We start from the raw sequence: 22,840 nt of genomic DNA on the forward strand, positions 1-22,840 counted from the left end.
CCCAGGGAGTCGCGCCGTGGACCCGGTGATCGTCGTCGGTGCCGGGCCCGTCGGCCTGGTGCTGTCACTCGCCCTCGCCGCGCAGGGCGTCCCCTCCGTACTCCTCGACGAGGATGCGGGGAAGGACGAGACACGTCCCGCCCGGACCGTGGTGCTGCGTGAGGACACCGCGGCACTGGTGGAACGGCTCGGATGCACGACGCTCCTGGACGAGGGCGTCCGGTGGTCCGGCTGGCGGTCGATGCGGCGCAAGCAGCTGGTACGCGAAGTGCCCCTCGGCGAGGATTCCCCGTACGGTGATCAGCTGCCCGCCCCGGTCCATGTGCCGCAGCATGCACTGATGCGCGGGCTCCGGGACGCGATCGCCCGGCAGGACCTGGTGCAGATGGCGCCGCTCAGCCGGATCGACACACTGGAGCAGGATCCGGCAGGCGTCACGGTGCACACCAGGGAGCCCGATTCGACGTGGTGGCGCGGGAGTTACCTGGTCGGCTGCGACGGCGCCAGGTCCACCGTGCGCAAACTCCTGGACATCAGGTTCCCCGGACGCACGGCGGTGGAGCGGCATGCCGTCGCCGCACTGCGCACCGAGCTTCCCTGGCCCGGCCACGCCGTGCTGCACCGGCTGCCGCCGTGGCGCAGCGGCGGCGCCGAGGTGACCGCGCGGCCGCTGCCGGCCGGCGCGTGGCGGCTGGACTGGCTGCTTCCGCCGCGCGGTGAGCTCGTCACGCCCGACGCCCTGATCACCCGGGTGCGGGACACCCTCGCCGGCTGGTGCGGCGGCGAGACCCCACCGTACGAACTCCTGGACACGGGCGTCCACACGCTGCACCACCGGCTGGCCCGGCGCTGGCGCGTCCGGCGGGCCTTCCTCGCCGGGGACGCCGCACATCTGCTGGGCGCCCTGGGTACGCAGGGGCTCGACGAGGGGCTGCGGGACGCCGAGAACCTGGCCTGGAAGCTGGCTCAGGCCTGGCATCACGGCGCCTCGGACGTACTGCTCGACAGCTACCAGGCGGAACGCCGGGCCGCGGTCGCCTCGCGGCTGCGCGCCGCGGACCAGTCACTGCCGATACTGCGTGGTGGCGGAGGTCTGCGGACATTGGTTCCGGGGGGCGCACGCGGGCACGATTCGCTGCTCGCCGACGGCCATCTGGGCTGCGGCCCGCTGGGTGCGCCCCCCTCGTACACGCACTCCCCCCTTTCGCCTCCACTCGCCGAGGCGCACACAACGGTCGGTACGCCCCCCGGTGCGCCGGTTGCCGATGTGCGGGCGACGGCGCCCGACGGCACGACCGTACGACTGCGCGAGCGGCTGGGGCAGGGGCACCTGCTGGTGCTGCTGGTGGCTCCGGGGACCGGGGTGTGGGACCGACGGCACTGGCTGATGGCGGGCGTGATGCCCCGGCTCGTCGAGGCGGTCGACGCCATGCCGGTAAGGGGCGAGCTCCTGGTGACCGAGGCCTACCCCGGGGCATCGGCCCACACCGTGCTGCTGGTCCGGCCGGACGGACACCTGGTGGCGTCGTTCGGCGGGGTCCGGCCGGCGGAACTTTTCGCGGCGGCGGACGCGGCGCGCGGCGGTGAGCCGCGTGCGTCCGTACTCGCCGACCACACCGCAGACATCAATTGACCCCGCAGGCGGCACATGGTGTACTCCGAAACGTGACCGACACCGATGTGCGCCTGTGGCGGAGGGTCCATATGGACCTCGTCCGCTACGCGGGCTGCGTGTGTCGTCCGTCCTGCTGAATCGCCTCTTCCTGCTGCGGTGCGCGTCCTGTCGCACACCGGGCACCACACGCGAACCCCCAGGACGGTCCCTGTGTTGTCTGCCTCTCCCTCTCCTTCGCCCTCCCTGGGCACACCTGCCTCCGGTCCGCACTCCGGTACCGGAGCCGGCCCGACAGCCGCGGAGCTGCTCGAATTCGTCAGCCGCACGGCGGCCGACACCGATCTCATCGCCGCACTCCCCCTCGATCCCGAAGGCCGTACCTGGATCCGGCTCGACGGGCCCGGTGGCAGTGAGGCCTGGCTGATCGGCTGGCCGCCGGGCACCGGCACCGGCTGGCACGACCACGCCGACTCGCTCGGCGCCTTCAGCACGGCGGCCGGCACCCTGAAGGAGCAGTCGCTCGCGGTGCGGCTGCCCACCGACGGCTGGAAGACGCTTGAACTGGCCGAAGACGTCGATCGGTCCCGGCAGCTGTCGACCGGTCAGGGCAGGGCGTTCGGCCGGCACCATGTGCACGAGGTGCTGAACGAGTCCGCCACCGAGCACGCCGTCTCGGTCCATGCGTACTATCCGCCGCTGCCGAAGATCCGGCGCTACAGCCGCACAGGCGCGGTACTCCGTCTTGAGCACGTCGAGCACCCGGAGGACTGGCAGTGAGCGGCGACCGGAACAGCGGTACGGAGCGGGTGGGAATCGACGAGCTGCTGGAGCGGGTCCGCGCCGGGTTCGACCGGATCGGTCCGCACGAGGCGGCGGCCGCCACCGCGGACGGGGCCCTGCTGGTGGATATCCGCTATGCGGCGCTGCGCGACCGGGACGGACTGATTCCGGGGGCGCTGGTCGTCGAGCGCAATGAGCTGGAGTGGCGGCTCGACCCGCGGGGCAGCCATCGCGCGCCGGAGGCGGTCAGCCATGACCTGCAGGTGGTGGTGGTGTGCAACGAGGGCTACGCGTCGAGTCTCGCGGTCGTGTCCCTCCAGCAGTTGGGACTGCACCGGGCGACCGATCTGATCGGCGGGTTCCAGGCGTGGCGGGCGGCGGGGCTCCCGGTCGACGCCTGACGGGTGACAGTTGCGGCCGCGGTGCCCGCGCGGCAAACCGGCCGCACTGCCGCTGGCGGGTCACTGCTTCAAGCAGCCACCGGGCCGGCCTTGAGTGCCGGCCGGCTGGGCAGCGCGGAGGCAACCAGCACCGGCAGCGGGCTGCGCCCACCACCGCCGCGTACGCCACCGGCATGACGGCGGGGCGCGCGCTGCCGGTCATGCAGGTGCTGAAGGCGGTGAGTACGGCGAATGCGATGCCGGTGCCGAGGACGGCGGCGGTCAGCAGGACCGACAGCGCCTCGATACGGAGCATCCGCAGGACCTGCCGCCGGGTCGCACCGGCCAGGCGGACCATCGCGAACCGGTCCGTACGAACTCGGTGGCGGCTGTGACGCCCTGGGTCGTACGGACGGTCGCGGCAGTGGTCGCGGTGTCCTCCACCAAGTCGTAGCCGATGAGTTCACGCAGGTGACAGCTGGTGGCCCCGGTGTTCAGCTCCAGGGCGCAGGCAAGAATCGTGGAGGTCACCGGGCTGTACAGGGTGAGGTGTTGAAGGGATCTGCCGGTGTGGTTGCTGAGCGGGCGTCTGGAGAGCGGCCAGCAGCTCTGTGATTTCGGCGCGGCTGGGCTTCTCCGACATGCGTCGCGCACTGCCCCGTGCACAGATGCCTGTGCCCTGGAGCATTTCTGCGTCTTCATCCGGGGGCCGGCCGCCTGCTCGGCGGCTCTCATGTCCCCCGAATCCCACCCGACACACCCGAACGCCTCACCCCAGTGGAGCAAATTCACCACAAGGCGGACATTTACCCCAACACCAAGGACTGACATGACGGAGACATCGCACCGATGCCGACCACCACCCTCACCCCCGACCATGTCGACCGTCAGGCCGCGCGTCTCCACGACACCGAGGCCTGGCAGCAGATCGTCGCCGGCTGGGACATCACCACCCCCGAACCCGTGCGCCCCGTCTCACCCGACAGCGCGCCTCACCCGCCGGGCCGGCGCCCGGCCGACTGGCGCGATCTGCTGTCCGTGCCGGTCGACCAGCTGATCGCCGACTCGGTGCGCGCCCTGCCCCCGGCTCCGCCGCGCGAGCGCCCACTCCCTGGACGACTGGGTGCGATCCTCCCCGACCGGCTCCACACCTGGCGTCGCATCGGGCAGCCCGAACTCCGGCCTTCGACCCACCTCGCCTACGCGCGGCAGATCCTGACCGAGTGGGGCTGGCAGAACACCCCGTACCGGCTGCGGAACGCCCGCGGCGCCCGCTGCATCTGCGGCGCCCTCCTCACCGCGCACCGCCTGGGCTACGGCTCCCTCGAAACCGTGGACCGGGCCGGCGCCTGGCTCATCGCGGAACTCCGCTCGCAGGGCTGGACCGACCTCATCGGCCCCTGGAACCGCCACCCCAGCCGCACCGCATCGGATGCCCTGGCCCTCGTGGACGCCACCATCCGTCGCGCCTCGTTCGCCGGACACTGACTCCTACGCGCCACTCCCGCCAACGGCCCCGCCTCCCGCGCGAATTCCCTCCCCCGCCGTACCCCTGCGCGCATCCCCCCGATGCGCCCACCGTCGGCGATGCGAACCCCCGTCAGAACGGCTCGTCGAGACCTTCCGTGTCCTCACCCTCTTCTTCGAGTGCCTGACGCACCACGCGCAGGGCCATACCCTCCCCGTACCCCTTGCGCGCGAGCATGCCCGCCAGGCGGCGCAGACGCCTGTCGCGGTCCAGGCCGCGGGTGGAGCGCAGCTTGCGCGCGACGAGCTCCCGGGCGGTCTCTTCCTCCCGCTCGGAGTCGAGCTGCCCCATCGCCTCGTCGATCACCGCCGAGTCCACCCCCTTGGTGCGCAGTTCCCGCACAAGAGCTCGACGGGCCAGGCCCCGGCCATGGTGCCGGGATTCCACCCAGGCATCCGCGAACGCCGCGTCGTCGATGAGCCCGACGTCCTCGAAGCGCGACAGCACCTCTTCAGCTGCCTCATCCGGGATCTCCCGCTTGCGCAGTGCGTCCGCTAGCTGCTTGCGGGTGCGCGGGGTCCCGGTGAGCAAACGCAGACAGATGTTGCGCGCCTGCTCGACCGGGTCTCGCGGCTCCCCCTTCTCGGCCCTCGACGAGGAAGGGGGGCCGCTGCTCCTGGAGCGGGAACGGGCCCGACGGCCCGCGCCCTCGCCGAACCCTCCGCCCGAGCCGGTGCCGTAATCGGGACCGGCGCCGGGATCGGGGGCGGGCTCGGCGTCACTGCCCGGCCACTCCGTACGACGTGTCACGGTCTAGCTCTTGGCCGCCGCAGTCTTGGCCGGCTTCGCCTTGCCGGCCGGAGCGGGCACCGACTTCGCAGCACTGTCGGCCGCAGCCGCCGCACCACCCGCCGCGTCCGCCCCGGGTTCGGCGGACAGAGCCGCCTCCGGCCTGACACCGATGCCCAGCTTCTCGAGGATCTTCTTCTCGATCTCGTTGGCGAGATCGGGGTTGTCCTTGAGGAAGTTGCGGGCGTTCTCCTTGCCCTGGCCGAGCTGGTCGCCCTCGTACGTGTACCAGGCGCCCGCCTTGCGTACGAAGCCGTGCTCCACGCCCATGTCGATCAGGCCGCCCTCACGGCTGATGCCCTGGCCGTAGAGGATGTCGAACTCGGCCTGCTTGAAGGGCGGCGCGACCTTGTTCTTGACGACCTTGACGCGGGTGCGGTTGCCGACGGCGTCGGTGCCGTCCTTCAGCGTCTCGATACGACGGATGTCGAGGCGCACCGATGCGTAGAACTTCAGCGCCCGGCCACCGGTCGTGGTCTCCGGGGAGCCGAACATCACACCGATCTTCTCGCGGAGCTGGTTGATGAAGATCGCGGTGGTCTTGGACTGGTTGAGCGCGCTGGTGATCTTGCGGAGTGCCTGGCTCATCAGTCGGGCCTGCAGACCCACGTGCGAGTCGCCCATCTCACCCTCGATCTCCGCACGGGGCACCAGTGCCGCGACGGAGTCGATGACGATCAGGTCGAGTGCGCCCGAGCGGACCAGCATGTCCACGATCTCGAGCGCCTGCTCACCGTTGTCCGGCTGGGACAGGATGAGGTTGTCGATGTCGACACCGAGCTTCTTCGCGTACTCGGGGTCGAGGGCGTGCTCCGCGTCGATGAAGGCCACCGAACCGCCGAGCCGCTGCGCATTCGCCACCGCGTGCAGCGTCAGCGTCGTCTTACCGGAGGACTCCGGCCCGTACACCTCCACGACACGGCCGCGCGGCAGTCCGCCGACGCCGAGGGCGACGTCGAGTGCGGTCGACCCGGTGGGGATCACCTCGATGGGCTCGTTCGGCCGCTCACCGAGGCGCATCACCGCACCCTTGCCGAATTGCCGTTCAATCTGTGCGAGTGCGGCGTCCAACGCCTTCTCGCGGTCGGTTCCTGCCATGGGTTCCACCCGATTTGCTTGAGTCGATCGCTTCACGTCAAAGACGCTAACCCCTGCCACTGACAATGGGCCTCGACGTCCTCCCGGCCTGTGGACAACTCCACGGTCGGGCCCGGGAAAACCCGGCCGGAATCCCATGAGAATGGATGTTCGATTTTGGTGTCAAGCACACCGCGCCGGACCGACCCGCCCCCCAGAATAGCGCCCTAGCACTCTACACTTGACGAGTCAAGATCAAGTGGTCAAGATCATGCTAGATTCCGGCCGTATGGGGACATCACTGGCAGGGAAAGTGGCCCTGGTCGCCGGCGCCACACGAGGTGCGGGCCGCGGGATCGCCGTTCAACTGGGAGCGGCCGGGGCAACCGTCTATGTCACCGGGCGGACGACCACGACCCAGCGGTCGGAGATGAACCGCCCGGAGACCATCGAGGAGACCGCCGCTCTCGTGGACGAGGCGGGCGGTCACGGGATCCCGGCCCGGGTGGACCACCTCGTGCCCTCGGAAGTCAGCGCGCTCGTGACGCGCATCCGGCGCGACCAGGGCCACCTGCACGTCCTCGTGAACGACATCTGGGGAGCCGAGATCGAGTGGGACAGGTCGGTCTGGGAATCCTGCCTGGAGACAGGTCTGCACACCCTGCGTCTGGCCGTCGACACACACGCCATCACCAGCCATTACGCGCTTCCGCTCCTCATCGAGCAGCCAGGGGGCCTGGTCGTCGAGGTGACCGACGGCACCGATGAGTACAACGCCGCCCACTACCGGGGCTCCTTCTTCTACGACCTGGCCAAGGCATCGGTGAACCGGATGGCGTTCGCCCTCGCGCACGAGCTGAAGCCCCACGGCGCGACCGCGGTGTCACTCACGCCCGGCTGGCTGCAGTCCGAGGCGATGCTGGACGCCCATGGCGTCACCGAAGCGAACTGGCGCGACGCGATCGCCCACGCACCCCACTTCGCGATCTCCGAGAGTCCGGCCTTCGTCGGCCGCGCCGTGGCCGCGCTCGCGCAGGACCGCGGGGTGGCTCGCTGGAACGGGCAGTCGCTGTCAAGCGGGCAGCTGGCGCGGGTCTACGGCTTCACCGATCTGGACGGCAGCAGGCCCGATGCCTGGAGGTACGTCCCCGAAGTCCAGGACGCGGGCCGGCCGGCCGACGTGACGGGCTATCGCTGAGGACTCCGCGAGACCTCCGCACCGCGCCCGGCCTCACGCACCCCGCCGGCTCTCCCGCACCGCGCCGGGACTCCCCCGTCCCGCCGACACTCAGACCCGCGGCTGCGGACCCGGTGCTTCCGGTCCCTCCGCATCCTCTTCGTCGTCGTTCCCGGGAGCCCGGGTCGCGCGGCGCAGCCGCGAGAACACCGACTCACCGCGCCGCTGGTGACGGCCATGCACCCGTGGGTCGTCCGTCACGTCGTAGCGCCTCACATAGGCGCCCAGGAACGCCTGCAGCGTCGCAACGGCCGGGATCGCGATCAGCGCGCCCACGGCGCCCATCAGCGCCGTACCGGCGATGACCGAGCCGAAGGCGACCGCCGGATGGATGTCGACGGTCTTGGAAGTGAGCTTGGGCTGCAGCACATAGTTCTCGAACTGCTGGTAGATCACCACGAATCCGAGCACCCACAGGGCGTACCAGGGGTCGATGGTGAACGCGATCAGCATCGGCAGGGCACCCGCCAGATACGTACCGATCGTGGGGATGAACTGCGAGACGAGACCGACCCAGACCGCGAGGGCCGGCGCGTAGGGCACATCGAGGAAGACCAGCAGTATGTAGTGCGCGATCCCGGAGATGAGAGCCATCAGCCCGCGCGAGTAGAGATAGCCACCGGTCTTGTCGACCGCGATCTCCCAGGCCCGCAGGACCTCGGCCTGCCGAGCGGGCGGCAGTACGGAGCACAGACCGCGGCGCAGCCGGGGGCCGTCGGCCGCGAAGTAGAACGAGAACAGGGAGATCGTCAGCAGTCGGAACAACCCGCCGAGCACAGTGGTGGAGACATCGAGCACACCGGTCGCACTGTTCTGAACGTACTTCTGCAACCAGTCGGAGTGCAGCAGGCTGTCCTGCACCTCGACCCGCGAGAGGTCGGTGCGGAAGTTCTGGTTGACCCAGTTGATCACCGAGTCCAGGTACTTGGGGAACTCCTCGACCATCTCGACGATCTGGCCCGCGAGCATCGATCCGAGCAGTACGACGAACCCGGCCCCGGCAATCAGGATCACCAGGAACACCAGGAAGGTCGCCAGGCCGCGACGCATGCCGCGCGCTGACATCCGGCCCACCGCGGGTTCTATGGCGAGCGCCAGGAAGAAGGCGATCAGCACGTTGATCAACAGCCCGATGAGCTGGTCGAACGCCCAGCTTCCGAGCCGGAAGCAGGCATAGAGCGCCAGGGCGAGGACCATGGCGCGCGGCAGCCACGCAGGCATTCGGGCCGACCCGGCGCCGGACGGCTGGGTCGGTGGCGCGGCCGGCGGGACGGGCGGAGTGGGGACGGGCGGGGTCTGGGCGGTCTCGTCTGTCAGTGCCACGGACCCAGTCTCGCCCACGGCCGTGACAGCCGGCCGCCCGCCCCGGAGAGCGGGGTGCGGTCCCACGGGGGCGAGCAGTACGTCAGCGCTTGTCGGCGGGGATGCCGACCGCCGTGCAGACGCCGCGCCAGACGTCCTTCGCCTCCCAGCCGGCGGCCAGCGCCTGGTGCACCGTCCGCCCGCCGAGTTCGGCCATCACATGGTCGTGCGCAAAGGAGTCGGCATACCCCGCGCCGAAGTGGTCTTCCATCCGTTCCCAGAAAATCGTCAACCGCATGACTTCAGTATCCCGCTCCTGAGAGTGCAGCCGTGCCGCTACGACATGTCGAGAGCGCTTACCGGCCTACGGTCGGTCCATGGCTGGAACAGGAGCAAGCCCCCTCGACCGCGCCGGGCAGTTCATCTGGCTCACGGCGCGTGTCCTCGAACAGCGGCGGTTCGCGCACCACTTCCTGGCAGGAGGTGCCGACGCCGTGGAGACCGCGCTCACCGCCTATCTCAACGGGGACGGCGGATACGGTCACGCACTCGAACCGGATCTGCGGGGCCCCGTCAGCCAGCCGCTGCACACGGCCCATGCACTGAACGTTCTCGACTCCATCGGGCGCTGCAGCGGTCTGCGGGTGGAACGGATCTGCCGCTTCCTGACCGATGTGTCGACCAAGGAGGGTGCGCTGCCCGCCCTCCTGCCCTCGCAGCGAGGCTATCCGGCCGCGCCGTTCATCCCGCTCGTCGACGACCCGCCGGCGGAGCTGCTCGCCACCGGTCCTGTCGTCGGGCTGCTGCACCGTAATGCGGTCTGGCACGCCTGGCTCTTCCGGGCCACCGACTTCTGCTGGGCGGCGGTCGACGCACTGGAGGACTCGCATCCGTACGAGATCGAGGCGGCGGTCGCCTTCCTGGACGGCGCACCGGACCGGGCGCGGGCGGAGGCCGCGGCGGACCGTCTCGGGCGGCTGGTGCGGGAACAGCGGCTGGCCGTGCTGGATCCGGAGCGGCGCGCGGAGTACCCGGTGGCGGCCGGATATGCGCCGGGTGAGCAGCACTTCCCGTACGACTACGCCCGTACACCCGATTCGCTCGCCCGTCGCTGGTTCACCGACGAGGAGCTGGAGCGCTCCCTCGACCATCTGGCGTCGGAGCAGCAGGCGGACGGCGGCTGGCCGTTGAACTGGCGGCAGTGGGCACCGGGCACAGCTCTGGAGGGCCGGCCGCTGGTGACCCTCAAGGCGCTGCTGACGCTGCGGGCCCACGGCCGCAGCCTCGGCTGAGCGGCGGGGCGGACGCACACCGCCGACCGCCCGTGAGCGGGCCCACGGACAGCCGCGACCACGCCGCCCGGCGCGAACCTTCGGTCATCGGCCGACGGCCCCGCCCGGTTGCTCGTCCTGCGCCGTGTGTGCCGTCTGACCCGTGGCCGCTGTCGTGCGGCAGCAGGGCCGCGACGGCGATCCGGTGCCGCACGGCGGCACCGGATCGAGCACGGTCTGGATGCGTCGCATCGGCGCCGTACGGAAGGACGCGGTCCGGCTCGGCGTACCGGATCCTGCGGTGGGCATTCCCGTGCAATGAGCCGCGATGGTGTTCGTCGTGCAAGGGGGCTCGGTCCCGGTGGCGACCCCCCTTGCACAACACGCCTTCACCGGCGGCCCTGTCCTGCTCCGCACGGGCATCTATCCGAGCGCACGCACCCCTGCCGTGACGACCACGGCAGCTCCCACGACCACCAGGAAGGGAGCACGCAGAACCAGGGCGAGCGCCGCGGCGGCCAGTCCCGCGCCCCTGGCATCCAGTACCAGATGCTGTCCGTCCCCGAAGGTCTGTTGCGCCGTGAGAGCCGCCAGGAGCGCGACCGGAAGGAGTGCGGAAAGGCGCTGGACGAGCGGGCGTTCCAGTGCGCCCGCGGGCACCAGCAGTCCCAGCAGCTTCGCGAGGTAGCAGCCGACGGCAGTGAGTGCGATTGCTGTCCAGACGTTCATCGACCGTCCTCCGTCGGGGTCGCCGCCTTGGCGGGGGTGGTGTCACCGGGTGAACCGTTCCTGCGTCCCATCAGGAAGAGAACGGCAGGTGCGGCCAGCGCGGAGAGCAGCACCGGTACGCCCGCGGGCAGCACGGGCAGCAGACCGAGGGCGAGCAGTACGGCGAGCGCGGCGGTGACGCGCTCCGTCGTGCTCCTCAGCATGGGTGCGAGCAGGGCGAGAAAGACGGCAGGGCTCGCGGCGTCCAGTCCCCAGCTGTCGGTGTCGCCGAGCGCCTCCGCGCCAAGGGCTCCCAGCAGCGTGGTCAGGTTCCACAACACGTACAGGGTGATTCCGGTGACCGTGAAACCGATCCGCGCGGACCGCCGGGCGGGCTGGGCCAGTGTCACAGCGGTCGTCTCATCGATCACCCACTGCGCGGCGAGCGGTCGCAGCGCGCGCGGGATCGCGAGCAGCTGCGACAGCCGCAGACCGTAGAACGCGTTGCGGACGCCGAGGAAGAACGCCCCGGCAGCCGCCGTGTACGGATTGCCGCCCGCCGCGAGCGCACCTACCAGCGCGAACTGCGAGGCGCCGGTGAAGACGAGGAGGCTGAGCAAGCAGGTCTGGAGCAGGCTCAGGCCCGAGCCTGCCGAGGTGACTCCGAAGGCGAAGCCGGACAGCCCCACGGCGATACCGACGCCGAGGGCGTCGCGCACGACGGCCGCATCGGACTTCACCTCACCGGCGGCTGTCTCGGCCGGCTCACCGGTTTTCTCTGGCGATGTTGTCTGTTCTGGCACAGACGGAACGCTACGGGGACAGATCTGGACCGGTCTTGTACGTTCTTGCGCGTTCGCGCTGGTAGGCGCCGGGCGGCACCCCCACTATCCGGGTGAAATGGCGATTCAGGTGCGGCTGATCGGTGAAGCCGACCTCGGTCGCGGCGACCGAGGGCGCCACACCCGCGTCCAGCATGCGCCGCGCCCGCCTCACCCGGGCATCGGTGAGCCAGGTGTGCGGCGGCATCCCGTATTGCTTCTTGAATGCCCTCAGCAGGGCGAACGGGCTGGTTCCGAGTTCGACGGCCAGCACCTCCAGAGTCGGCGGCCCGGCCATCCTGCTCTCCAGCACCGCACGCGCCCGCGCCGCGTCCCGGGCGCCCGCCGCCCGGGGAGAACGGGTGGGCAGCACGCTGCCATGGCTGCTGAGCAGCCGCGCGACCAGAATCCGCAGGACGCTGTCGGCGGCGAGCGCGTTGCCCTCCTCGGCCGCCCGGTGCACCTCGCCGATGAGCCGGGCCGATTCCGGGTCGACGACGCTGGCCTCGGCGAAACCGACCGTGCCGCGCAGTCGCGTCGTATCGGCGGCTATGTCGTTGATCACCTGTGCGGACGGGTACAACGTGGCGTACACCCAGCCCTCGGGGACGCCGGCCCGCGCGGTGTGCGGCACCTCCGGATTGATCATGACGACGGCGCCCGGGCCCGCGTGCACGGTGCCGCCGGGCAGCCCGACATCCTCGACCCCCCGCGTGATGGTGCCGAAGACGTAGCCCTCGTGGCTGTGGCGCGGGAAGGTGTGACGCACGTACCGGGCACGCAGCAGATCGAGGTCGGGCAGTTCCGCGTACTGCCAGTACCTCGCCCACTCGCCCGAAGCCGAGCCGAAGCCCGATCCTGCCGCCATTCCCGAATTCTCGCAGGTACCGACCACTGTCACCGTCCGTTGTCAGTGGTCGGGTGCACGATGGGGGACATGGCCGGCTCTGCGCTCGATTCGTTCTCCCCCGCCACCCGTGGCTGGTTCTCGGGTGCCTTCAGCGCGCCGACGTCCGCGCAGGAGGGTGCCTGGCGCGCGATCGGTGAGGGTTCGGACGTGCTGGTCGTCGCGCCCACCGGATCGGGCAAGACGCTCGCCGCGTTCCTCGCCGCTCTGGACCGGCTGGCCGCGGTCCCGCCGCCCGCCGAGGCGAAGAAGCGCTGCCGCGTGCTGTACGTATCGCCGCTGAAGGCCCTCGCCGTCGACGTGGAGCGCAATCTGCGCTCACCACTGACCGGGATCCGTCAGGAATCGGTGCGGCTCGGGCTGCCCGAGCCCGAGGTGCGGGTGGGCATCCGCTCGGGGGACACGCCGCCCGCCGAGCGCCGCTCGATGGCCACCCGGCCGCCGGACATCCTCATCACCACCCCCGAGTCGCTGTTCCTGATGCTGACCTCCTCGGCTCGGGAGGCCCTGTCGGGGATCGAGACGGTGATTCTCGACGAGGTGCATGCAGTGGCCGGGACGAAGCGGGGCGCCCATCTCGCTGTTTCGCTGGAGCGTCTCGACGAGCTGCTGCCGCGTCCGGCACGGCGGATCGGCCTGTCTGCGACGGTCCGCCCGGTCGACGAAGTGGCGCGGTTCCTCTCGCCGCAGCGGAAGGTGGAGATCGTCCAGCCGCCGTCCACCAAGCGGTTCGATCTTTCGGTGGTCGTGCCGGTGGAGGATCTGGGCGAGCTCGGCGGTTCGCCCGCCACCGACCCGGATCAGGCGGGCCAGGCTGAAAAGCCGTCGATCTGGCCGCATGTCGAGGAGCGGATCACCGACCTCGTCCAGGCGCACCGCTCCACCATCGTCTTCGCCAATTCCCGCCGTCTCGCGGAGAGACTGTGCAACCGGCTCAACGAGATCGCGTACGAGCGGGCCACCGGCGAGACGCTGCCGGAGGCCCACTCCCCCGCCGAGATCATGGCCGAGTCCGGTGCGGCGAAGGGCGCCCCGGCGCTGCTTGCCCGCGCACACCACGGTTCGGTCTCCAAGGAGCAGCGCGCCCAGGTCGAGGAGGACCTGAAGGCAGGCCGTCTGCCGGCCGTGGTCGCCACCTCCAGTCTGGAGCTGGGCATCGACATGGGTGCGGTTGATCTGGTGGTCCAGGTGGAGTCGCCGCCGTCGGTCGCCTCCGGGCTGCAGCGGGTCGGCCGTGCCGGGCATCAGGTCGGCGCGGTCTCCACCGGAGTGGTCTTCCCGAAGTACCGCGGCGACCTGGTCCAGGCGGCGGTGGTCACCGAGCGGATGCGCACCGGCTCGATCGAGGCACTCCGGATCCCGTCCAATCCGCTGGACGTGCTGGCCCAGCAGCTCGTCGCCATGGTCGCCCTGGACACCTGGCAGGTGGACGATCTGCTGGCCGTGACCCGCCGTGCCGCCCCTTTCGCCTCGCTGCCGGAGTCGGCGTTCACGGCCGTGCTGGACATGCTGGCCGGCCGCTATCCGTCCGATGCCTTCGCCGAGCTGCGCCCGCGCGTGGTCTGGGACCGCGTCGCCGGTACGGTCACGGGCCGCCCCGGCGCCCAGCGGCTCGCGGTCACCTCCGGCGGCACGATCCCCGACCGCGGGCTCTTCGGGGTCTTCCTCGCCGGGGCCGACCCCAAGAAGGGCGGCGGCCGGGTCGGCGAGCTGGACGAGGAGATGGTGTACGAGTCCCGGGTCGGCGATGTCTTCACGCTGGGCACCACGTCCTGGCGGATCGAGGACATCACCCGCGACCGGGTCCTGGTGTCGCCGGCCCCCGGGGTTCCGGGACGGCTGCCGTTCTGGAAGGGCGACCAGCTGGGCCGCCCGCTGGAGCTGGGCCGTGCCCTGGGCGCGTTCCTCCGCGAGATCGGTGGGATGTCCTCCGAGGACGCCAGGTCGCGGCTGCTCGCCGCCGGCCTCGACACCTGGGCCGCCGACAACGTCCTGTCGTACATCGGCGAGCAGCGCGCCGCCTGCGGCCATGTCCCGGACGACCGGACCATCCTCGTCGAGCGATTCCGCGACGAGCTGGGCGACTGGCGGGTGGTCGTGCACTCCCCGTTCGGCGCGCAGGTCCATGCTCCGTGGGCGCTGGCGCTGGGAGCCCGCCTCGCGGAGCGGTACGGCATGGACGCCCAGGTGATGCATGCCGACGACGGCATCGTGCTGCGGCTGCCCGACGCCGACATGATGGGCCTGGACCTCCTGGACTTCGATCCGGCCCAGGACCTCGCCCTTGACCCGTCACAGAACTCGTCCCAAAACTCGCCACGGGAGCCGGCTCCGTCCTACGCCGCGGCGTACGACAACGATCAGCCGCCCGTCGGCGCAGCCGATGTCGTCTTCGACCAGGGTGAGATCAACCAGATCGTCACCGATCAGGTCGGCGGCTCCGCCCTGTTCGCCTCCCGCTTCCGCGAGTGCGCGGCGCGCGCCCTGCTGCTGCCCCGCCGCAGCCCGGGCAAGCGCACCCCGCTCTGGCAGCAGCGTCAGCGCGCCGCCCAGCTCCTCCAGGTGGCCTCGGAGTTCGGATCCTTCCCGATCGTTCTCGAAGCGGTACGTGAATGCCTGCAGGACGTCTTCGACGTTCCCGGGCTCGCGGAACTGATGGGCGATCTCGAAGCGCGCCGCGTCCGCCTGGTCGAGGTGACCACCCAAGAGCCCTCGCCGTTCGCCCGCTCGCTCCTCTTCGGCTACGTGGCCCAGTTCCTGTACGAGGGCGACTCTCCGCTCGCCGAGCGCCGGGCCGCCGCGCTCTCCCTCGACTCCCGTCTCCTCGCCGAGCTCCTGGGCCAGGCCGAACTGCGCGAGCTGCTCGACGCGGAGGTGCTTGGCGAGCTGGAGCAGGAGCTCCAGTGGCTGACCGAGGACCGCCGGATCAAGGACGTCGAAGGTGTCGCCGACCTGCTCCGCGTCCTCGGCCCGCTCACCGACGCCGAGTTGGCCGAGCGCGGTGCCGAGCCGCCGTGGGCCCCGGAGCTGGCCTCGGCCCGCCGGGCCATCCGGGTCCGGATCGGTGGAGCCGACCACTGGGCGGCGATCGAGGACGCGGGCCGGCTGCGTGACGCGCTGGGCACCGCCCTCCCGGTCGGCGTCCCCGAGGCGTTCACCGAACCGGTGAAGGACCCGCTCGGCGATCTCCTCGCCCGCTACGCCCGTACGCACGGCCCGTTCACCTCCACCGGCGCCGCCGCCCGCTTCGGCCTGGGTACCGCGGTCACGGACGGCGCGCTGCAACGGCTCGCCGCGTCCGGCCGGATCGTCCAGGGCGAGTTCCACCCCGCAGGCATCGGCCAGGAATGGTGCGACGCCACAGTGCTGCGCCGGCTCCGCCGCCGGTCCCTCGCCGCACTCCGCCACGAGCTGGAGCCGGTCCCGCCCGCCGCCCTCGCCGGCTTCCTTCCGCAGTGGCAGCATCTCGGCAACAACAGCCTGCGCGGAATCGACGGACTGGCCCGCGCCATCGAACAGTTGCAGGGCGCCCCCGTCCCCGCGTCGGCGCTGGAGAAACTGATCCTGCCCGGCCGGGTCACGGGATACGTCCCCGCCCTGCTCGACGAACTCACCACCACCGGCGAGGTGATCTGGGCCGGCGCGGGCGCCCTTCCCGGTAAGGACGGCTGGCTGTCCCTCTACCTCGCCGACAGCGCGCCCCTGCTCCTCCCGCCCCCGCACCCACTCGAGCTCAGCGCGCTGCACGAATCCGTGCTGACCACCCTGACCGGCGGGTACGGGCTGTTCTTCCGGCAGATCGCCGATCAGGTCCGCGCCACCACCCACCCGGACTGCACGGATCCTCAACTGGCCGACGCCATCTGGGAGCTGACCTGGTCCGGCCGTCTGACCAACGACACGCTGGCGCCACTGCGTTCGCTCCTCGGCTCCGGACGTACGGCGGGGGCCACCGCCCACCGCGCCAAGCGCAGCGTCCCCCGAGGCCGTTACGGCTCGCTCACCGCCGCCACCCGCCCCGCGTCACGCACCGGCCCGCCCACCGTCTCGGGCCGCTGGTCCCTGCTGCCCACCGCCGAGCCCGATCCCACGCACCGCGCGCACGCCTTGGCGCGCACGCTCCTGGACCGTCACGGCGTGGTGACCCGCGGCGCGGTCCAGGCCGAGGGCGTAGAGGGCGGATTCTCCGCGACGTACCGCATCCTCTCCGCCTTCGAGGACAACGGGCAGGCCCGCCGCGGCTACGTCGTCGAGGGCCTGGGAGCGGCCCAGTTCGCGATGGACGGAGCGGTCGACCGGCTCCGTGCGGCGTCCACGGCCCGCGACCGCACGGAACCGGGAGTGGCGCCCCGCGCCCTGGTCCTCGCCGCCGCCGACCCGGCCAACGCGTACGGCGCTGCCCTGTCCTGGCCCGAGCCCCCGGACGGCGCCGGACACCGACCGGGGCGCAAGGCCGGCGCCCTGGTGGTCCTGGTCGACGGCGAACTGACGCTCTACATGGAGCGCGGCGGCAAGACCCTGCTGGCCTGGCCGACGGATCCGGAGGACCCCTCGCTCCGGGCGGCGGCCGAGGCGCTGGCCACCGCGGCCCGCGCGGGAGCGCTCGGCACGGTCACCGTGGAGCGCACCAACGGTGCCTCGTCCCTGACCTCGCCGCTGGGCCGCACCCTGGAGGCGGCCGGCTTCCTCGCCACCCCGAGAGGTCTCCGTCTGCGGGCCTGACCCCACGCGTCGCCCGGCTCCACGCGCGCCCACCCCACCGGCCCCGGCCCCGGCCCACGCCCGCCCACACCCACGCCAACCCCCTCGCACCCCGTCCCCACCACGCATCATGGAGGCATGCCCGAAGGAGATACCGTCCTGCAGACCGCCAAGCGTCTGCACACTGCACTGGGCGACCAGGTCCTCACCCGCTCCGACCTGCGCGTCCCCCGGTTCGCGACCGCCGACCTCACCGGCCGGACCGTCCTCGACACCGTTTCGCGCGGCAAGCATCTCCTCACCAGGATCGAGGGCGGCCTCACTCTCCACAGCCATCTGCGGATGGACGGTACCTGGCGCATCTATGTCCCGGGCGAGCGCTGGCGCGGCGGCCCGGCCCATCAGATCCGCGCGATTCTCTCCACCGCGGACCGCACAGCGGTCGGGTACCGGCTGCCCGTCCTGGAACTCCTCCGCACAGTCGACGAGGAGAAGGCGGTCGGCCATCTCGGCCCCGATCTGCTGGGCCCCGACTGGAATCCCGACACCGCGCTGGGCAACCTGCTCGCCGCCCCCACCCGCCCCCTCGGCGAAGCCCTCCTGGACCAGCGCAACCTGGCCGGCATCGGCAACGTCTACAAGTCCGAACTCTGTTTCCTCTCCCGAGCCACCCCCTGGCTCCCCGTCGGTGACCTGCCCGCCACCACCGCCGTGCATCTGGTCACCACGGCCAAGCAGCTCCTCGAAGCCAATCGGGACCGACCGGTCCGCACGACCACCGGTTCCCGGGCACGCGGGTACGGCCCGTCCGAGCGGCTGTGGGTGTACGGGCGGACCCACCGCCCCTGTCTGAGGTGCGGCGCCCCCATTCGTGCGGCGGAACAGGACACTCGTCCCACGTACTGGTGCCCCCGCTGCCAATCGGGCCCCACGCCATAGTTGACGCCCCGTCAGATACGGTCGTACGGTCCGGACATGTCTCTCACCGCGTACGACCTCACAGGCCGCTCCGCGTTCATCACCGGCGCAGCCGGCGGCATCGGCCGGGCCAGTGCCGTCCTGCTCGCGGAGGCGGGAGCAACCGTCCACTGCGCGGACCGCGACGGGACAGGCCTGCTGGAAACGCAGGACATGATCACCAAAGCGGGTGGCGCAGCCCACACCCATCAACTCGATGTCACCGACCGCAGTCAGCTCCGGGACGCGGTGACCGCAGCGGGCGGCGTAGACATCCTGGCCGCCGTCGCCGGAATCATGCACACGAGCAGCGTCCTGGAGACGGCGGACGAGGACCTCGACCGCGTCCTCGCCGTCAATTTCAAAGGCGTTCTGTACGCCTGCCAGGAGGTTGCCCGCAGCATGATCACGCGCGGCGCACCCGGCTCACTGATCACCATGACCTCGGGCGCGGTCGACGCCGCAAGCCCGGGCCTGCTCTGCTACAGCGCCGCCAAGGCGGCGGTCGTTCAACTGACCAGGACCCTGGCGACCGAGCTCGGGCCCCGTTCCATCCGGGTCAATGCCGTCGCGCCGGGCTGGATCCGTACCCCGATGACCGCCAAGCACGACGCGGAACTGCAGCATCGGACAGAGACCGCAATGGTCCGGATTTCTCCGCTCGGCCGGGTGGGTGAGGCGGAAGATGTCGCCCACACGGTCCTGCACCTGGCGTCCGACGCGTCGGCCTTCATGACCGGCCAGATCCTCCGCCCGAACGGCGGCGTCGCCATGCCCTGGTAGTTCGCCACACGTCGGCAGCGAGCCGAGCCCCGGCGGCCCCCCACGCTCCGGCAGCACGCCATGCGCTTCCGGCACGGCGTATCCCGGCGGCGCCCCGGACAGCGGCAGTACGCCACGCCTCGGCAGCCAGCCGCGCCCCGGTGGCGATCCACGCCTCGGCAGTACGCCACACCTCGGCACCCAGTCGCGCCCCGGTGGCGCCCCACACACCGGCAGTGCGCCACGCGCTGCCGGCACGGCGTATCCCGACCGCGAACCACCCGGCCGCGTCATCGTCGGACCCGACCGCTCCGGTCGGAGCCGCGCTCGTGGCCACATGGACGGGCAGGAGACTCAGCCCCCAGCCGCCCGCTGCCACCGCACCCTCGACAAGCCCTACGTGTTCCGGCTCCAGCAGCAGCCGCAGCACAGCCCACCACCACACCCCGCCGAGAACGAGCGCGGGCACCCATCGCCGTACCATGGCTGCCTCCTCCGACCGAACCTAGTCCGGGCCGATCACCCGGCGGGAGAGCGCACCGGTGCAGTACCGGCGCGCACGGCGCGGACGAGCCTCCATTCGTAGGGCCACATGACCTCACAGTCATCGACGCATCACCCACGATGACACATATGGGTTGAAACCGTAATTCGGGAAATTCAGCTGATATGCATACTCCCGAACGCCTTATCCACGCATCCACGATCCGAGCCTCCGCACACACAGAAGCCCCGACCGACCCCAGAAGGGGCCGACCGGGGCTCCGGTGCACACCGAGTGCGCGGGTCAGGCGGCGACGACATCCACCGCTTCCGCGGGTGCCTTGATTGTCACCCGTCCCGTCGGCACACCTGCCACCGACGTCACGGAGACGGAATTGAGCATGGGGCGCACCGGTACAGGTACCGGATCGCCAACTGCTGCCGACTCGGCCAGCTCAGCCAGCGACAGCTCATCGCTCACTTCACGCATGAGCTCGGACATCCGTACGTCAAGCGCGTCGCAAATGGCGGAGAGCAGCTCGGAGGATGCCTCCTTCTGCCCCCGCTCCACCTCGGAGAGATAGCCGAGCGAGACTCGGGCGGACGAGGAGACTTCGCGCAGAGTACGGCCTTGGCGCTGGCGCTGCCGACGCAGCACGTCACCAAGCAGGCGACGGAGCAGAATCATCGGTGGCTCCCTCCTCGGACCGCGTAGCCGCATCCTTCACGCCCCACCGTACCGCCTTGCGCTGCGGCCGTGCGGGGAGCGATGTCGTGTTCACTCAGGGCTGCAAACATCAATTCCCCCCGTTGTGTTCCGTATCCTGTGCGCTCGCATTCTCGCCGAGTTCGCCGGAGAGCAATTCGAGCACGCTCCGTACACTCTCTCTACGGATGTCCGCCCGGTCGCCGTTCAACCGCAGCGCGGCCACTTTCTCCGCGCCGTCCGGCCCCGCGACCGCTACGTAGACCGTCCCGACGGGCTTGCCGTCCTGTGGCTCCGGTCCCGCGACGCCGGTGGTCGACAATCCCCAGTCTGCACCGAGAACGCGCCGCACACCTGTCGCCATCTGCCGCGCGACCTCGGGATCCACCGCGCCGTGCGCTGCCAGCAAGGCCCCGTCCACAGCCAGCACGTCCCGCTTGAGGGGCGTGGCGTACGCCGTCACGGACCCACGGAAAGAGTTCGAGGCACCGGGTACGGAGGTCAGCTCCGCCGCGACCAGGCCGCCGGTCAGCGACTCGGCGACGGCGAGAGTCTCGCCACGCTCCACGAGCAGCTGCAGCACCCGGGCCGCGGAAGTCACCGCTCGGCCTCCGCGGAATCCGAAGCGCCGGTGGGCGCGGATTTTCCGGAAGCCCGGTCGGCCGCAGCAGCCCGCTCAGCCGCCAGCCCCTTGCGCCGCAGCACGACCGCCTGGCGCACATAGTCGAGCCCGGTGACGACCGTCAACACGACGGCCACCGCCATCACCCAGAAGCGCAGCGTGGCAAGCGGGCCGGTCAGTGCCAGGACATACATCCCGACCGCCGTCCCCTGCGCCAGTGTCTTCATCTTGCCGCCACGACTGGCCGGAATCACCGCATGCCGTATCACCCAGAACCGCATCAAGGTGATGCCGATCTCGCGGAAGAGGATCACGCCCGTGACCCACCAGGGCAGATCGCCGAGGTAGGACAGACAGATCAGCGCCGCACCCATGATCGCCTTGTCGGCGATCGGGTCGGCGATCTTCCCGAAGTCGGTGACCAGGTTGTATGTGCGCGCCAGGTGACCGTCGAAGAGGTCGGTGATCATGGCGACGGCGAACGCCGCCCAGGCGAACGAGCGCCAGGCCGGGTCGTAGCCGCCGTTGTGCAGCAGCAGCATGACGAAGCCGGGCACCAGCAGCAGCCGCACCATGGTCAGGATGTTGGCGATGTTCCACAGGCTGGCCTGGTTGACGGCCGCAGTGCCCAGCTTGCCGCCGCGGACCGGCTTCGTGCCGGATCCGCCTGCCGCGGATGCCGGGACTCCGGTCATCTGGCTGCCTCCACAAGTTCGGAACACTCGGCCACCAGGTCCACGCCCTCGGTGCCCACGACCTTCGCCTCGACCATACGGCCCGGCGCGAGGCCCTCGCGCCCGGTGAAGAGCACCTGGCCGTCCGTTTCGGGAGCCTGATGCGCCGCACGCCCCACCGCGCGCGGCTCGTCGTCCGTGGGGTCGACCGACTCGACCAGCACCTGGAGGGACTCTCCGAGCCGCTCCTCGGCGCGCTGGGAGGTCAGCTCCTCGGCCAGCTGCGAGATGTGTGCGAGCCGCTCCGCGATGACGTCGGCGCCGAGCTTGTTCTCGTAGCCGACCGCCTCGGTTCCCTCCTCGTCGGAGTAACCGAAGACGCCGATGGCATCGAGCCGCGCACCTGTGAGGAAGCGTTCCAGCTCGGCGAGGTCGGCCTCGGTCTCCCCGGGGAAGCCGACGATGAAGTTCGACCGCGCACCGGCCTGCGGCGCCTTGCTGCGGATGGTCTCCAGGAGCTCCAGGAAGCGGTCGGTGTCCCCGAAGCGGCGCATCGCGCGCAGCACCCCGGGGGCGGAGTGCTGGAAGGAGAGATCGAAGTACGGGGCGACCTTCGGCGTCGACGTCAGCACGTCGATCAGGCCGGGCCGCATCTCGGCGGGCTGCAGGTAGCTGACCCGGATCCGCTCGATCCCGTCGACATCGGCGAGTTCCGGCAGCAGCGTCTCCAGCAGCCGGATGTCGCCGAGGTCCTTGCCGTACGAGGTGTTGTTCTCGGAGACCAGCATGACCTCCTTGACCCCCTGCTCGGCCAGCCAGCGGGTCTCCTGCAGAACGTCCGAGGGACGCCGCGAAACGAAGGAGCCGCGGAAGGACGGGATGGCGCAGAAGGAGCAGCGGCGGTCGCAGCCGGAGGCGAGCTTCACCGAGGCGACCGGGCTGGTGCCCAGCCGGCGGCGCAGCGGTGCGCGCGGCCCGGAGACCGGCGCAACCCCGTCCGGGAGGTCCGCAGGGGCCGGGGCGGCTTCCTGCGCGTGTCCAGGCAGCGCGACCGCGGCGTCCTGCCGATCGGCCGGGCTGATCGGCAGCAGCTTGCGCCGGTCACGCGGGGTGTGCGAGGCGTGGATGCCCCCGTTGAGGATGGTCTGGAGGCGGTCGGAGATGTCGGCGTAGTCGTCGAAACCGAGGACCCCGTCGGCTTCCGGCAGGGCTTCGGCAAGATCCTTGCCGTAGCGCTCGGCCATGCAGCCGACCGCGACCACGGCCTGGGTCCGGCCGTGGTCCTTCAGATCGTTGGCTTCGAGAAGAGCGTCGACGGAGTCCTTCTTGGCGGCCTCGACGAATCCACAGGTGTTGACGACGGCGACATCCGCGTCGGAGGCATCCTCGACGAGCTCCCAGCCGTCCGCTGCCAAGCGGCCTGCGAGCTCCTCCGAGTCCACCTCGTTACGGGCGCAGCCAAGAGTGACAAGGGCGACGGTACGGCGTTCGGGCATGGGCTCAAGACTACTTTGTCCTGG

General features: G+C 70.9%; 22 protein-coding genes and 2 pseudogenes. 11 read left to right on the plus strand and 13 right to left on the minus strand.

Annotated elements, in window-relative coordinates; translation table 11 throughout:
• Window positions 1-16 precede the first annotated feature (16 nt).
• From ACFYP5_RS25945 to ACFYP5_RS25960, 4 genes are all read left to right on the plus strand, one after another.
• Complete coding sequence (locus ACFYP5_RS25945) at window positions 17-1,633, plus strand: FAD-dependent monooxygenase (RefSeq protein ID WP_389040365.1); 1,617 nt, start codon at window positions 17-19, stop codon at window positions 1,631-1,633.
• 47 nt (window positions 1,634-1,680) lie between these two features.
• A complete protein-coding gene (locus tag ACFYP5_RS25950; protein ID WP_309544753.1) occupies window positions 1,681-1,752 on the plus strand; it encodes a putative leader peptide in 72 nt (23 codons plus the stop codon).
• Between the two features lie 106 nt (window positions 1,753-1,858).
• Window positions 1,859-2,392: a cysteine dioxygenase gene (locus ACFYP5_RS25955; protein ID WP_389040429.1), complete on the plus strand. Its 534-nt coding sequence runs from the start codon at window positions 1,859-1,861 to the stop codon at window positions 2,390-2,392.
• Window positions 2,389-2,796: a rhodanese-like domain-containing protein gene (locus ACFYP5_RS25960; RefSeq protein WP_389040367.1), complete on the plus strand. Its 408-nt coding sequence runs from the start codon at window positions 2,389-2,391 to the stop codon at window positions 2,794-2,796. The genes ACFYP5_RS25955 and ACFYP5_RS25960 overlap by 4 nt, the downstream gene beginning before the upstream one ends.
• A gap of 229 nt (window positions 2,797-3,025) precedes the next feature.
• On the opposite strand, the pseudogene ACFYP5_RS25965 reads toward ACFYP5_RS25960, so the two are convergent.
• Window positions 3,026-3,133: pseudogene (locus tag ACFYP5_RS25965) on the minus strand (hypothetical protein); the annotation flags it as partial.
• A 491-nt stretch (window positions 3,134-3,624) separates the two neighbouring features.
• Between ACFYP5_RS25965 and ACFYP5_RS25970 the strand changes: the two are divergent.
• A complete protein-coding gene (locus ACFYP5_RS25970; protein WP_389040370.1) occupies window positions 3,625-4,263 on the plus strand; it encodes a hypothetical protein in 639 nt (212 codons plus the stop codon).
• Window positions 4,264-4,375: 112 nt separating this feature from the next.
• Here ACFYP5_RS25970 and recX read toward each other — a convergent pair whose 3' ends face one another.
• A complete protein-coding gene (gene recX, locus ACFYP5_RS25975; protein ID WP_389040373.1) occupies window positions 4,376-5,053 on the minus strand; it encodes a recombination regulator RecX in 678 nt (225 codons plus the stop codon).
• Between the two features lie 3 nt (window positions 5,054-5,056).
• Entirely contained in the window at window positions 5,057-6,190 is a 1,134-nt protein-coding gene (recA, locus tag ACFYP5_RS25980) for a recombinase RecA (protein ID WP_030927082.1), read from the minus strand.
• A 268-nt stretch (window positions 6,191-6,458) separates the two neighbouring features.
• Here recA and ACFYP5_RS25985 point away from each other — a divergent pair, with 268 nt between their 5' ends.
• Window positions 6,459-7,367: an SDR family oxidoreductase gene (locus ACFYP5_RS25985; protein WP_389040376.1), complete on the plus strand. Its 909-nt coding sequence runs from the start codon at window positions 6,459-6,461 to the stop codon at window positions 7,365-7,367.
• Window positions 7,368-7,457: 90 nt separating this feature from the next.
• Here the strand turns inward: ACFYP5_RS25985 and ACFYP5_RS25990 are convergent, their stop codons facing one another.
• Window positions 7,458-8,627, minus strand: coding sequence for an AI-2E family transporter (locus ACFYP5_RS25990; RefSeq protein ID WP_389040432.1), 1,170 nt, complete (start codon window positions 8,625-8,627; stop codon window positions 7,458-7,460).
• 184 nt (window positions 8,628-8,811) lie between these two features.
• Window positions 8,812-9,006 carry a DUF3046 domain-containing protein gene (locus ACFYP5_RS25995; RefSeq protein WP_030974167.1) on the minus strand — a complete coding sequence of 65 codons (195 nt, stop codon included), beginning with the start codon at window positions 9,004-9,006 and terminating at the stop codon, window positions 8,812-8,814.
• A gap of 79 nt (window positions 9,007-9,085) precedes the next feature.
• On the opposite strand from ACFYP5_RS25995, the gene ACFYP5_RS26000 reads away from it, so the two are divergent.
• Entirely contained in the window at window positions 9,086-10,000 is a 915-nt protein-coding gene (locus ACFYP5_RS26000) for a hypothetical protein (RefSeq protein WP_389040378.1), read from the plus strand.
• A gap of 142 nt (window positions 10,001-10,142) precedes the next feature.
• The gene (locus ACFYP5_RS26005) at window positions 10,143-10,301 is read left to right on the plus strand and encodes a hypothetical protein (RefSeq protein ID WP_389040381.1); all 159 of its coding nucleotides are present in this window, start codon (window positions 10,143-10,145) and stop codon (window positions 10,299-10,301) included.
• 101 nt (window positions 10,302-10,402) lie between these two features.
• Here the strand turns inward: ACFYP5_RS26005 and ACFYP5_RS26010 are convergent, their stop codons facing one another.
• Genes ACFYP5_RS26010 through ACFYP5_RS26020 form a run of 3 tightly spaced genes read right to left on the minus strand, consistent with a single transcriptional unit; the run spans window position 10,403 to window position 12,376 of the window.
• Window positions 10,403-10,708, minus strand: coding sequence for an AzlD domain-containing protein (locus ACFYP5_RS26010; RefSeq protein WP_389040383.1), 306 nt, complete (start codon window positions 10,706-10,708; stop codon window positions 10,403-10,405).
• Window positions 10,705-11,490 carry an AzlC family ABC transporter permease gene (locus ACFYP5_RS26015; RefSeq protein ID WP_389040386.1) on the minus strand — a complete coding sequence of 262 codons (786 nt, stop codon included), beginning with the start codon at window positions 11,488-11,490 and terminating at the stop codon, window positions 10,705-10,707. The genes ACFYP5_RS26010 and ACFYP5_RS26015 overlap by 4 nt, the downstream gene beginning before the upstream one ends.
• 10 nt (window positions 11,491-11,500) lie before the next feature.
• On the minus strand, window positions 11,501-12,376 hold the full coding sequence (locus tag ACFYP5_RS26020; protein ID WP_389040388.1) for an AraC family transcriptional regulator: 876 nt from the start codon (window positions 12,374-12,376) through the stop codon (window positions 11,501-11,503).
• A gap of 69 nt (window positions 12,377-12,445) precedes the next feature.
• Here ACFYP5_RS26020 and ACFYP5_RS26025 point away from each other — a divergent pair, with 69 nt between their 5' ends.
• The 3 genes from ACFYP5_RS26025 to ACFYP5_RS26035 all read left to right on the plus strand — a co-directional run bounded on the left by ACFYP5_RS26025 (window position 12,446) and on the right by ACFYP5_RS26035 (window position 18,856).
• On the plus strand, window positions 12,446-17,137 hold the full coding sequence (locus ACFYP5_RS26025) for a DEAD/DEAH box helicase (RefSeq protein WP_389040391.1): 4,692 nt from the start codon (window positions 12,446-12,448) through the stop codon (window positions 17,135-17,137).
• A gap of 117 nt (window positions 17,138-17,254) precedes the next feature.
• Window positions 17,255-18,055: a DNA-formamidopyrimidine glycosylase family protein gene (locus ACFYP5_RS26030; RefSeq protein ID WP_389040394.1), complete on the plus strand. Its 801-nt coding sequence runs from the start codon at window positions 17,255-17,257 to the stop codon at window positions 18,053-18,055.
• A 36-nt stretch (window positions 18,056-18,091) separates the two neighbouring features.
• A complete protein-coding gene (locus ACFYP5_RS26035) occupies window positions 18,092-18,856 on the plus strand; it encodes an SDR family NAD(P)-dependent oxidoreductase (RefSeq protein WP_389040396.1) in 765 nt (254 codons plus the stop codon).
• Between the two features lie 217 nt (window positions 18,857-19,073).
• Here ACFYP5_RS26035 and ACFYP5_RS26040 read toward each other — a convergent pair.
• From ACFYP5_RS26040 to rimO, 5 genes and pseudogenes are all read right to left on the minus strand, one after another.
• Window positions 19,074-19,319 (minus strand): annotated as a pseudogene (locus tag ACFYP5_RS26040) (hypothetical protein); the annotation flags it as partial.
• Between the two features lie 303 nt (window positions 19,320-19,622).
• Window positions 19,623-20,006, minus strand: a complete 384-nt coding sequence (locus ACFYP5_RS26045) for a helix-turn-helix transcriptional regulator (RefSeq protein ID WP_361450755.1) — start codon at window positions 20,004-20,006, stop codon at window positions 19,623-19,625.
• 109 nt (window positions 20,007-20,115) lie between these two features.
• Window positions 20,116-20,625 (minus strand): CinA family protein, encoded by a 510-nt coding sequence (locus ACFYP5_RS26050; RefSeq protein WP_389040399.1) that lies wholly within the window; start codon window positions 20,623-20,625, stop codon window positions 20,116-20,118.
• On the minus strand, window positions 20,622-21,341 hold the full coding sequence (gene pgsA, locus ACFYP5_RS26055) for a CDP-diacylglycerol--glycerol-3-phosphate 3-phosphatidyltransferase (protein WP_389040401.1): 720 nt from the start codon (window positions 21,339-21,341) through the stop codon (window positions 20,622-20,624). Before pgsA ends, ACFYP5_RS26050 begins: the two co-directional genes overlap by 4 nt.
• Window positions 21,338-22,816: a 30S ribosomal protein S12 methylthiotransferase RimO gene (rimO, locus tag ACFYP5_RS26060; RefSeq protein ID WP_389040403.1), complete on the minus strand. Its 1,479-nt coding sequence runs from the start codon at window positions 22,814-22,816 to the stop codon at window positions 21,338-21,340. Before rimO ends, pgsA begins: the two co-directional genes overlap by 4 nt.
• Between the last annotated feature and the right edge of the window lie 24 nt (window positions 22,817-22,840).

Source organism: Streptomyces sp. NPDC005262 (assembly GCF_042872425.1).
GTDB lineage: Bacteria > Actinomycetota > Actinomycetes > Streptomycetales > Streptomycetaceae > Streptomyces.